Genomic DNA, 10,970 nt, shown 5'->3' with positions numbered 1-10,970 from the left:
GATCTCCCAAACGGGCCGTTCGTCCCGCCGCCCTCACCGGCGGCGGCCGCCGTCAGGCAGCGGGAGCACGTTATGCGCGTATGGCCATGGCGCGACGGACGGTTGTCCGTCGCACCACCGGAAGGGGTGAACGCACGTGACCTATCGGGATCTCAGGCGTTGCGGCGCGCTATAGGGGCCGGCCGGCGGCCGTCAGCCCTTGGAGCCCTTGGGGAACGGCCAGGCGTTGGGGCGGCAGGTGACGCCGTCGGTCGTCAGGAACTTGGTCTGCTGCATCATCACCGGCGCGAGCGCGCCCTGCTCGGAGCAGATCTCGTGGTTGTGGCCGAGACGGTGGCCGACCTCGTGGTTGATGAGCATCTGGCGGTACGAGTACATCTTGTCGTCGCCGAAGGTCTTCGCGCCCCGCGCCCACCGATAGGCGTTGATCATGACGCGCTCGGTCGCCGCCGAGTCGCACGAGACGTTGTCCTCGGTGGTGTCGAGGCCCGACTTGGCGCACCACACCGCCGTGGTCCCGGGGCTCGCCAGGGTGATGATGAAGTCCGCGTGCCCGGACGAGACCCGCTCGAAGGTGCGAACGCCGCCGTGCGCCCAACTGCGGTCGTCGTTCAGCGTCTTCTGCACGGCCTCGGCGAACAGCTCGCCGTCGAGCGGCAGCCCCTTCTCCACATCGACGCGGTAGCGCAGCACCTGGCCCCGGCCGGGCGCCTTGTCGTGCCCGCCGATGGTCTGGAAGGCGCCGGAGCCGCGCAGGTCGGGGTCGAGCGGATAGACGGCCGCCATCTTCTCGTCGTAGGTGGCGGGGGCGGCCGGGCGCGCGGAGCTCGCCGCCCCGCGGCCGTCGTCGGCGTTGGGGTCGTGGGCGCCACGGGCGGCGGTGTCGTCACCGTGCTCCGTGCCGCCCTGGGCCTGCGCCTTACCGCCGCTGTGCGGTCCGCTCGCGACCTGCCCGGCCACCACGACGGCCAGCACGGTGGTCACGGCCGCGGCGGCGACACCGGTGAACGTGCGCCCCTTACCGCCCTTGGCGGCACCGCGCGCGCCCTTGCCCGCGGCCCCCTTACCGTCGTCACCCGATCCGCCCCCGCCGTCGCCCGAGCCACCGCCGGCCCCGTCGGAGGGGCCGGTCTCGCGCTGCGTACGGCGCTGCGGGGGCACTCCGCCCGGCCCCCCGGCGGCGAAGACGTCCTCGCCGTCGCCGTCCCGGGCGTCGGGGGCGTCGAACGCCTCGATGTACTCCTTGCGCGGACCGGGCATCAGACCGGCCACCCCGCCCGTGCCGCCCGTCGTCGGGCGCTGCGGCGGCTTCATGGTGCGCATGCCGTGGGGAGGTCGCTGACCGCTGGGGCCACTGGCCCCAGCGGGACCGCCAGGACCGCTTCCCGGGCCTCCGGGGCCGCGGCCCCGGAAGTCGCCCCAGGCGCCGCCCGCTTCACGCTGCTCCGGATGTCCGCCACGCACCGCCGGCCCGCCCGCTCCGTACGGCAGCCTCGGCACGCCCTGCGGCGGGGTCACACCGGGGTCTGCGGCCGCCGCGGGCCTCGGGACCGTGCGGCGACGGCGCCCGGTCCCCGGTCCGTCGTCCACCACGGGTGCCGCGCCGAGTACGCCGGGCGCGGCGTGCTCGGCGAACTCCGGGCCCGAACCGTGTCCCTGGCCGGAGCCCGCCGCGGCGGACCGGCGCTCCCGGTCCTCCTGGCTGCCACGTGCGCTGTGCTTACCCACGCGCCGCACCGCTCCCGTCCGTTTCGGACACCGGTACGGCCCCCCGCGCCTCCCGGCTGTCCCGGTCATCTCGTCCGTCAACCTCATCGAGCAGCTCGCGCATCCCGCGCGCCACCGCCTCGGGATACTCCATCATCGCCACATGCCCGGCGTCCAACAGCGTCAGCAGACGCGAGTCGCGGAAGGTGGCGTTCGCCCGTTGCGCCATCCTGATGGACACCAGCTGGTCGCGGCCGCCGTAGACGAGCAGCGTCGGGGCGAGCACCCGCTCGGCCTGCCGCCACAGGGAGTGCTGGCCGCCCAGGGTGTACGAGTCGACCACACCGCGCGCCGAGCGGCTGAGCGCGTCCCAGAAGTACGGAAGGGCGAGCCGGCGCTCGAACTCCTCCACCGCGTAGGCGAAGTCCTCCTGGCCGACCAGCGCGGGGTCGCCATAGGTGAGCATCATCACTTCGCGGGTGCGCCGCTCCGCGTCCCAGTCCTTGGTCAAGCGCGTGAACAGACGGGTCACCCCGGGCACCGCGAGCATCGCGGTGGGCACCGCGGTGCGCTGCGGGCGCAGCTCGGGCAGCGCGGGCGAGACCAGGGTGAGGGTGCGGACCAGATCGGGCCGCACCGCCGCGACGCGCGTGGTGATCGCGCCGCCCATCGAGTTGCCGACCAGATGGACGGGCCCGCGGTCGTAGGCGTCGAGGTAGCGGATCACGGCGCGGGCATGGCCGGTTATGGAGTAGTCGCCGTCGTCCGGCGGCGGGGAGTCGCCGAAGCCGGGGAGGTCGAGTGCCTCGCCCTCGACCCGGTCGGCGAGCCGTTCCATGAGCGCGGACCAGTTCTGCGAGGAGCCGCCGAGGCCGTGGACGAAGAGGGCGGGCGGCAGCCCGGAGGCCGACGGCGGACGGCACCTTACGGTCATCGTGAGCCCCGACAGGGAGGCGGTCCGCAGCTTCTCACCCGCTCCGACCCGCACGGGCCTCGCGGGCGGGACCGCCGCGACGAGGCGGGCTTCCGGCGGCTCGGTCGAAGACATGCGGCAATGTTACGAGACGATCACGCGCACGATCGTGTGTTCACGCTCACAGACTGCGTAGCGTCCGAAAGTGACCTCTCCTAGGCTCGTAAGACACAGGGGCGATCACCCGCCCCTGGGAAGCCGCCACAGGGAAGGGGAGTACATGTCCATCGACCCCAGCGACCCCGACACCTTCGAGGACTCGGTCGAGAACACCGACGAGACCACCGTGTACGACGTCGAGGCTCCCGAGGCGGACGCCTTCGAACAGCATCGCGAGGTGCTCCCCCACCGCGACCAACCGCCCAGGGCCGACGACCTCCTGGAAGCCAACGAGGCCGACCGGGCAGAACAGGGCCGGGTCGTCGAGGAGAGCGAGGAGGACTACCGGTGACCAGCACCGTTTGTGGGCTTTTCATAGAGTCCGGTCCGTGAAATTCTCCGCACGAACAGCGCGCCGCCCTGTTACCCGAAAGTACGATGGCGGGCGCGGTGGACACCGTGCACAGGCATCATTCATTGGGAGGCGGCGTGACAGCCATCGAGCAGACCGAGGCGCGCCCGCGGGGTACGCGCCTGCCGCGCCGAGCCCGACGTAATCAGCTCCTGGGAGCCGCCCAGGAGGTCTTCGTCGCCCAGGGCTACCACGCGGCCGCGATGGACGACATCGCCGAGCGCGCCGGAGTCAGCAAGCCGGTGCTGTACCAGCACTTCCCGGGCAAGCTCGAGCTGTATCTGGCCCTGCTCGACCAGCACTGCGAGGCCCTGCTCCAGGCCGTGCGCACCGCGCTCGCCTCGACCACTGAGAACAAGCAGCGCGTCGCGGCGACCGTGGAGGCGTACTTCGCCTACGTCGAGGAGGAAGGCGGAGCCTTCCGGCTGGTCTTCGAGTCCGATCTGACCAACGAGCCCGCGGTGCGCGAGCGCGTGGACCGCGTCTCGCTCCAGTGCGCCGAGGCGATCAGCGAGGTCATCGCCGAGGACACCGGGCTGTCCAGGGACGAGTCGATGCTGCTCGCCGTGGGCCTCGGCGGGGTCTCCCAGGTGGTCGCGCGCTACTGGCTCTCCAGCGAGAGCGCCGTCCCCCGGGACACCGCCGTACAGCTGCTCACCTCGCTGGCCTGGCGCGGTATCGCGGGGTTCCCGCTGCACGGGGCCGAAGGCGGTCACTGAGCACCCGGGCGCCCGGGGCGCCATTCCCGGCCGCGAGGGCGCGAGTTCGCGGCGGCGAGCGTGTTCGCTGCGGGCGTGCCCCCGCGGCCCCCGGCGGGTGTCCCGGCCCGGCTAATGTGTGCTGGGTACAGCGCGGGTGGCCGCGCACTCAACTGACCGTCGGAGGGACAAGGCCGTGGAGGTCAAGATCGGCGTGCAGCACGCGCCCCGCGAGATCACCTTGGAGAGCGGGCAGTCTGCCGAGGAGGTCGAGCGCCTGGTGGCCGACGCGCTCGGTGGCAAGACTCAGGTGCTGACCCTGGAGGACGACCACGGCCGCAAGGTCCTGGTCCCGTCCGACCGGCTCGCCTACGTCGAACTCGGCGAGCCGACCGCGCGCAAGGTCGGTTTCGGCGCGGCCTGAGGGTTTCACTCACCCGACGGCGCCGGGGCTCGGTCAACGACCGAGCCCCGCTTTTTTTCGCGCCGTTCCAGGAGCTCCACGGCGCCCGCCCCGAATGCTCAAAACGCTCCAGACCGCCCCCACGGACAGGGTTGCCCGTGCTCGGGCACGGGTAGGACGTCGCACGACCGACACGTGATCACGTATCGGTCCGGTCCGCTCACGGGAAGGACGCGCCAATGCTGTTCTGGGAAGCGCTCGGCTCGGCACTGATCGGTCTCGTCATCGCCTATGGGGCGCTCCATCGGCTCCCCCGGCGGCTGCCCGCGCGGCGTCTCGTCCTGTCCACCGGCCCCGCCGCCGCGCTGCTGGGCGCCCTGCTGACCCACACGGTGCTGGGCTCGGGACACACCGCGGCGGTGCTGGTCGTCGCGCTCGGCTTCGCGGCGGCCCTGCTGTCGCTGCTCATCCGCCCCGCCGGCGCCCGCCGTCGGCGTTCCGTCCCGGCGTGACCAAACGTGACCAATCGCGACCAGTCCTGATCGACCGACTCGACCGTAATCAACCCTGACCAAGGGTGATCGACCGGGCTCCGGAGCGCCACCGGCCGCCGGAGCCCCTCGTTCCGCGGTCGTCCGGGCCTATGCGGCAAGTCCCAGGGCGGCCATCCGCTTGGTGTGGGCCTCGGTGATCCGCGAGAACATCCGGCCCACCTCCGCCAGGTCGAAGCCGTCGGCCACCCCGCCCACCAGCATCGTGGAGAGCGCGTCGCGGTCCGCGACCACCCGCTGGGCCTGCGACAGCGCCTCGCCCATCAGCCGCCGCGCCCACAGCGCCAGCCGCCCGCCGACCCGCGGATCGGCCTCGATCGCGGCCCGCACCTTCTCGACCGCGAACGAGGCGTGGCCGGTGTCGTCCAGCACCTGAAGCACCAGACCGCGGGTGTCGGCGTCCAGCCGGGCCGCCACCTCGCGGTAGAAGTCACTGGCGATCGAGTCGCCCACGTACGCCTTGACCAGGCCCTCCAGCCAGTCGGACGGCGCGGTCTGGCGGTGGAAGCCGTCCAGGGCCGCCGCGAACGGCTCCATCGCCGCCGTCGGCTCCTCGCCGATCGCCGAGAGCCGGCCCGAGAGCCGCTCGAAGTGGTGGAACTCGGCGGACGCCATCTTCGCCAGCTCGGCCTTGTCCCCGATCGTGGGCGCCAGCTTGGCGTCCTCCGCCAGCCGCTCGAAGGCGGCCAGCTCGCCGTAGGCGAGGGCGCCGAGCAGATCCACCACGGCGGCCCGGTACTGCGGATCGGCGGCTGCCGTGTCCCAGTCCTGGGCGGCGACCCCGGTGGGCTCCGGGGTCTTCTCCCCGCTGCCCGCCCCGGATGCGGCGTGGTCCCCGGCGCGGCCCGCGGTGCGGTCCCCGGTGCGGTCTCCGGCGGTCGCGGCGGGCGTCTCAGGCGTGTCAGGCGTCTCCATGGAGCGCACAATAGTCCGCTCCGGGCCCCGAGGAAGGCCCGTGCCCCGAGGAAGGGCCTGGTCAGCCACGCCCGCCGACGCCCCGCACCGGATGGCCCGGTCACAGATGCGCACTTCCGGGGTACAGTGGTAAATGCGCCCGTCGAGTATCGGCGGGTTGTTCCACGAATGCGGATGCCCGGTCGGTGGCCCGATCGGCTCCAAACCCGACCGCCCTCCGCGCGGCGCGCATCCCTCATGCGCACGGCAGGAGGGACCCGCTCGCGGCGTGAGCGCTCGAGCGAAGGCCGTGGTCCCGCGCCGAACCGGCCGCCCCCAAGGCCGGTGCACCGGGCGCCGTGCGACCCCCTTCGCCGCCTCTCGCCGCGTCTCACAGAAGAGGCAAGCATCCTGACCACTTTCCGAGAACTCGGGATCCTCCCCGAGACGGCCGAGGCCCTGGAAGCCGTCGGCATCACGTCCCCGTTCCCCATCCAGGAAATGACGCTTCCGGTCGCCCTCTCCGGCACCGACGTCATCGGCCAGGCCAAGACCGGCACCGGTAAGACGCTGGGCTTCGGCCTCCCCCTGCTGGAGCGCGTCGTCGTCCCCGCGGACGTCGAGGCCGGCCGGGCCAAGCCCGAGCAGCTGGCCGACGCCCCGCAGGCGCTCGTGGTCGTCCCCACCCGCGAGCTGTGCCAGCAGGTGACCAACGATCTGCTGACCGCCGGGAAGGTCCGCGCCGTCCGCGTCGTGTCGATCTACGGCGGCCGCGCCTACGAACCGCAGGTCGAGGCCCTGAAGAAGGGCGTCGACGTGGTCGTCGGCACCCCGGGCCGGCTGCTGGACCTGGCCGGTCAGAAGAAGCTGCGGCTCTCCGCCGTCAAGGCGCTCGTCCTGGACGAGGCCGATGAAATGCTCGACCTGGGCTTCCTGCCCGACGTCGAGAAGATCATCAACATGCTTCCGGCCAAGCGCCAGACCATGCTGTTCTCGGCCACCATGCCGGGCGCCGTCATCGGCCTGGCCCGGCGCTACATGTCGCAGCCCACGCACATCCGGGCCACCGCGCCGGACGACGAGGGCGCGACCGTGGCCAACATCACGCAGCATGTCTTCCGTGCCCACTCCCTGGACAAGCCGGAGGTCGTGGCGCGCGTGCTGCAAGCCGAGGGCCGCGGCCTCGCGATGATCTTCTGCCGTACGAAGCGGACCGCCGCCGACATCGCCGATCAGCTCGCGCGCCGTGGCTTCGCCTCCGGCGCGGTCCACGGCGACCTCGGCCAGGGGGCACGCGAGCAGGCGCTGCGCGCCTTCCGCAACGGCAAGGTCGACGTGCTGGTGTGCACCGACGTCGCCGCGCGCGGCATCGACGTCGAGGGCGTCACGCATGTGATCAATTACCAGTCCCCCGAGGACGAGAAGACCTATCTGCACCGCATCGGCCGTACGGGCCGCGCGGGCGCCTCGGGTATCGCCATCACGCTCGTCGACTGGGACGACATCCCGCGCTGGCAGCTGATCAACAAGGCGCTGGACCTGCCGTTCCACGAGCCGGAGGAGACGTACTCCACCTCCGACCACCTCTACGAGCTGCTGAGCATCCCGGAGGGCACCACCGGTGTGCTCCCGCGCGCCGAGCGCACCCGGGCCGGACTCGCCGCCGAGGAGATCGAGGACCTGGGCGAGACCGGGGGCCGGGCCGGCCGCGGCCGCCGGGCCGCCGCTCCGGCCACGGAGCAGCGCCCCGCGCGCAGCCGCCGGGTACGGCGCCGCACCCGCGGCGGTGTGGCCGTGGACGGCACGGGCGCCCCGGAGGGGGCGACGGCGGCCGAGTCCGCCACCGACACCGCCGAAGACGCCACCGAGCCCCGCCGGCTCCGTCGGCGCCGCCGTACGCGCGGCGGTGTGACGACGTCCCGCTCCGAGGCGGCCACGACCGCCGTCGACACGACCGCCGTCGACACGGCGGAGGCGACCCAAGCGGAGGCGACCCGCACGGCGGCGCCCCAGACGGAGGCGGAGTCCGACGAGGTCGCCGCCAAGCCGCGCCGTCGCCGCACCCGGGGTGCCGCCAGGGCCGCCGAGTCGGCGACAGCGGCCGTCGAGACCGCCGAAGGCACCACGACGGAGGAATCCGCGTCCGCCGCCGTCGACATCGAGGCGGCGGAGACAGCGGCCCCGGCGGTGGCGACCCCGGAGGCCATGGAGGCCGTGGCGACCCCGGAAGCCGTGGAGGCCCCGGCGAAGCCGCGCCGCCGCACCCGCGCCAAGGCCACTGAGGCGGCCCAGACGGCCGTGGAAGCGGCCGAGGGCACGGCGGAGGCTGCAAGCCCCGTCGAGGCCGTCGAGACCGTCGAGACGCAGCCGGAGGCCGCAGAGGCCACCGCCAAGCCGCGCCGCCGCACCCGCGCCAAGGCCGCTGAGGCCGTCGAGACGGCCGAGGCAGCCGACGCCACGGAGGCCACCAAGCCCCGGCGCCGTACGCGCACCAAGACAGCCGAGGCGGCCGAGGCAGCCGTCGAAACCGCCGAAGGCACCACCGAGACGGCCAAGCCCAAGCGCCGCACCCGCGCCACCACCAAGGCCACCACCACCGACGCGCAGCCCGAGACGGAAGCCACCGAAGCCCCCGCCAAGCCCCGGCGCACCCGCACCAAGGCAACCACGGCGGAACCGGCGGCCAAGACGGCCGAGGCAGCCGTCGAAACCGCCGAAGGCACCACCGAGGCCACCAAGCCCCGGCGGCGCACCCGCACCAAGGCAACCGCGGCAGAACCGGCGGCCGAGACCGCCGAAGGCACCACCGAGGCCACCAAGCCCCGGCGCCGCACGCGCACCAAGGCGGCCGAGGCCGTCGAGGTCACGGCCGAGGGCTGAGCCAAGAGCGCTGCGCGGCACATGCGGCCGGCGGCGGCAGATCACGGCCAGGGGCCCGTTCCGCGACACCGCGGCGCGGGCCCCTGGCCGTTCACGTGCCGTTTCCCGCGCCCTGTATAGCCTCGTGCCCATGAGCAGGCCGCCGTTTCTCACACTGCCCGCATGCGCCCGCGCGTACCGGCTCCGGACCTCGCGCGGGGAGTTCGCCGTCCATGACGCGCGGCCCGCTTCGGCCGCGCGCGGGACCGTCCTCCTGGTCCCGGGGTTCACGGGGAGCAAGGAGGACTTCATCGCGCTGCTGGAGCCGCTCGCCACGGCCGGGTTCCGGGTCGTCGCCGTCGACGGGCGGGGGCAGTACGAGACTCCCGGCCCCCGTAAGGAGGCCGCGTACGCCCTGGACGAGCTGGCACAGGACGTTCTCGCGCAGGCCACCGCCGTGAGCGCGGAGGTCGGGGACCCCGTCCATCTGCTCGGGCATTCGCTCGGCGGTCTGATCGCGCGGGCCGCCGTACTGCGCGATCCCGGGGCGTTCGCCTCACTGACGATCATGAGTTCCGGCCCGGCGGCCATCTCCGCCCCGCAGCGCGCCCGGATCAAGCTGCTGATCGACGCGCTGACCGTGATGGACATGGAGTCCGTATGGCAGGCGATGCGCGAGCTGGATCCGCCCGAGGCGGCCGACGCGGCGACCCCGCCGGGGGTGGCGGAGTTCCTGCGTCAGCGCTGGCTCGGCACCGTACCGGAGCAGCTGATCGTCACGGGACGGCAGCTGACCGATGAGCCGGACCGGGTCGATGAGCTGGCGGCGGTGCGGCTGCGCATCCATGTGCTGTCGGGCGAGGCGGACTACGCCTGGCCGGTGCCGCTGATGGACGAGATGGCCGGACGGCTGGCCGCCCGCCGGACCGTGATCGAGGGTGCCGGGCACTCCCCCAACACCGAGCGGGCCCACCTCACCGCCGAGGCCCTGATCGGCTTCTGGCGCGACCTGGGCTGAGCCGGAGGCGGCGGATCGGATCGGCCAGGGCCGGATCGGCTCAGTACTGCGCCTGTAGATGCTCCCAGAAGCCGTCCCGCAGGGCGCGCCGCAGATCGGCGTGGGCGCGCAGGGAGAGCCGCAGCAGCCCCTCCGCGTCGATCAGCAGCTCCTGGTCCACGGAACCGGGCAGATACGGGTGGCCCGGCAGCAGCTCCGCGAGCGTGTCACGGCCGCGTGAGGACAGCCACTGGGCGGCGATCTGCGCCCCGACGAAGCGCACCTCGTCCCGGGTCGGGGCGGGCCCGCACAGCGGCGCGTCGCCGTTCGGCTCGTAGCCGGCGGCCCGCCGGGTGACGTACGGCTTGCAGAAGTCGAGGTCGAAGGTGCGCTGGCTGTCGACCTCCCACAGCAACGGCTCGGCCTGGTTGCGCCCCTCCAGGGCCTCGATGCCCCATAGGTGGACGCGCGCCCCGTAGCCCTGGGCCGCCTCGACGGCGGAGACCAGGTCCTCGTCGCCGCCGATCAGCACGGCGTCGCCGATGGCGCGGTGGCGGGCGAGGGATTCCAGATCGGAGCGGATGAGGGAGTCGACGCCCTTCTGCTGGTTGTTGGCGTTGAGGTTGCCCAGCCGGACCTTGACGTCGGGCAGCTCCGCGATGCTCTGCTGCTCCGGGGTGTGGATCCGGCGCCGGGCGCCGTCGAACCAGTAGACGCGCAGCAGCCTGCTGTCCGGGAAGATCGTGCGCGCCTTGTCGATGAACGCCTCGATGAGCCCCTCGGCGTCCAGCTCGAAGGCGCGGCGGTCCTCCGTGCCCGCGACGAGCCGGCCGGCGGCCGCGTAGACGTACCCCGCGTCCACGAAGATCGCGTGCGTCGAGGGCGTGGTCGCGACCTCGGCGAGCACGCGCTGGAGCAGCTCGTTCGTGCGCTCGATGCCCGCGGCGATCGAGGCGAGGTCTGGTTGGCCCGGAGGCATGGCTTCACTCATACGCGGTTCATTCTCCGGGCGGCCGTGTGAGAGGCACAACCGCACCCTGCTCCGCCACCAGCGGATACTTAGGCAGCGAAAAATTTTTATTAGCGTAGGGAATGTTTTCGGGGCACCCTCTGGTTGAACACGTACAGGAGGGCGCGGCAGCGACGCTGCGCGGCTCCGTACACATCAGTTCTCCTTCAGGAGGATCAGACGAAGGGAGAAGCTTTGCGCTTCGAGATCATGCGCCTTGACGATGTCGATGGCAGCGCCGTTGACAGCACCGTCGTAGACGCCGCCTCCGTCAACCGGATCGTGCAGCAGGCCGCCGCGATCGGCCAGCGCATCTACATCCGTCCAGCCGACACCGCTGCCCGGTAGTGCCGTAAGGCCCTCCAGCC

General features: G+C 72.8%; 10 protein-coding genes and 1 pseudogene. 7 read left to right on the top strand and 4 right to left on the bottom strand.

Annotated features, from left to right (window positions below; translation table 11 throughout):
* Positions 1–192: 192 nt before the first annotated feature.
* A complete protein-coding gene (locus N6H00_RS26090; protein ID WP_268974266.1) occupies positions 193–1,737 on the bottom strand; it encodes a DUF3152 domain-containing protein in 1,545 nt (514 codons plus the stop codon).
* Positions 1,721–2,755 carry an alpha/beta fold hydrolase gene (locus N6H00_RS26085; RefSeq protein ID WP_268974265.1) on the bottom strand — a complete coding sequence of 345 codons (1,035 nt, stop codon included), beginning with the start codon at positions 2,753–2,755 and terminating at the stop codon, positions 1,721–1,723. Before N6H00_RS26085 ends, N6H00_RS26090 begins: the two co-directional genes overlap by 17 nt.
* Positions 2,756–2,900: 145 nt before the next feature.
* Here N6H00_RS26085 and N6H00_RS26080 point away from each other — a divergent pair, with 145 nt between their 5' ends.
* From N6H00_RS26080 to N6H00_RS26065, 4 genes are all read left to right on the top strand, one after another.
* Positions 2,901–3,131, top strand: a complete 231-nt coding sequence (locus tag N6H00_RS26080; protein WP_268974264.1) for a hypothetical protein — start codon at positions 2,901–2,903, stop codon at positions 3,129–3,131.
* A 137-nt stretch (positions 3,132–3,268) separates the two neighbouring features.
* The gene (locus N6H00_RS26075; protein ID WP_268974263.1) at positions 3,269–3,910 is read left to right on the top strand and encodes a TetR/AcrR family transcriptional regulator; all 642 of its coding nucleotides are present in this window, start codon (positions 3,269–3,271) and stop codon (positions 3,908–3,910) included.
* A 175-nt stretch (positions 3,911–4,085) separates the two neighbouring features.
* Positions 4,086–4,313, top strand: coding sequence for a DUF3107 domain-containing protein (locus N6H00_RS26070; RefSeq protein WP_268974262.1), 228 nt, complete (start codon positions 4,086–4,088; stop codon positions 4,311–4,313).
* 218 nt (positions 4,314–4,531) lie between these two features.
* On the top strand, positions 4,532–4,804 hold the full coding sequence (locus tag N6H00_RS26065) for a hypothetical protein (protein ID WP_268974261.1): 273 nt from the start codon (positions 4,532–4,534) through the stop codon (positions 4,802–4,804).
* Positions 4,805–4,933: 129 nt separating this feature from the next.
* Here the strand turns inward: N6H00_RS26065 and N6H00_RS26060 are convergent, their stop codons facing one another.
* Entirely contained in the window at positions 4,934–5,767 is an 834-nt protein-coding gene (locus tag N6H00_RS26060) for a ferritin-like fold-containing protein (protein WP_443073036.1), read from the bottom strand.
* 329 nt (positions 5,768–6,096) lie between these two features.
* On the opposite strand from N6H00_RS26060, the pseudogene N6H00_RS26055 reads away from it, so the two are divergent.
* A pseudogene (locus N6H00_RS26055) lies at positions 6,097–8,617 on the top strand (DEAD/DEAH box helicase).
* 130 nt (positions 8,618–8,747) lie between these two features.
* A complete protein-coding gene (locus N6H00_RS26050) occupies positions 8,748–9,614 on the top strand; it encodes an alpha/beta fold hydrolase (RefSeq protein WP_268974258.1) in 867 nt (288 codons plus the stop codon).
* A gap of 40 nt (positions 9,615–9,654) precedes the next feature.
* Here N6H00_RS26050 and N6H00_RS26045 read toward each other — a convergent pair whose 3' ends face one another.
* Entirely contained in the window at positions 9,655–10,584 is a 930-nt protein-coding gene (locus tag N6H00_RS26045) for an NYN domain-containing protein (protein WP_268974257.1), read from the bottom strand.
* 213 nt (positions 10,585–10,797) lie between these two features.
* Here N6H00_RS26045 and N6H00_RS26040 point away from each other — a divergent pair, with 213 nt between their 5' ends.
* Complete coding sequence (locus N6H00_RS26040; protein ID WP_268974256.1) at positions 10,798–10,950, top strand: hypothetical protein; 153 nt, start codon at positions 10,798–10,800, stop codon at positions 10,948–10,950.
* Positions 10,951–10,970: the final 20 nt, after the last annotated feature.

Origin of the sequence: Streptomyces sp. S465 (genome assembly GCF_026898115.1) — a bacterium.
In the GTDB taxonomy this organism is placed as follows: domain Bacteria; phylum Actinomycetota; class Actinomycetes; order Streptomycetales; family Streptomycetaceae; genus Streptomyces; species Streptomyces luomodiensis.
This window is presented reverse-complemented; position numbering and strand designations above follow the sequence as displayed.

Coding starts and splice junctions, on each gene's coding strand:
- N6H00_RS26080 (WP_268974264.1), top strand. CDS start 2,901: ATGTCCATCGACCCCAGCGACCCCGACACCTTCGAGGACTCGGTCGAG.
- N6H00_RS26050 (WP_268974258.1), top strand. CDS start 8,748: ATGAGCAGGCCGCCGTTTCTCACACTGCCCGCATGCGCCCGCGCGTAC.
- N6H00_RS26085 (WP_268974265.1), bottom strand. CDS start 2,755: ATGTCTTCGACCGAGCCGCCGGAAGCCCGCCTCGTCGCGGCGGTCCCG.
- N6H00_RS26045 (WP_268974257.1), bottom strand. CDS start 10,584: ATGAGTGAAGCCATGCCTCCGGGCCAACCAGACCTCGCCTCGATCGCC.
- N6H00_RS26065 (WP_268974261.1), top strand. CDS start 4,532: ATGCTGTTCTGGGAAGCGCTCGGCTCGGCACTGATCGGTCTCGTCATC.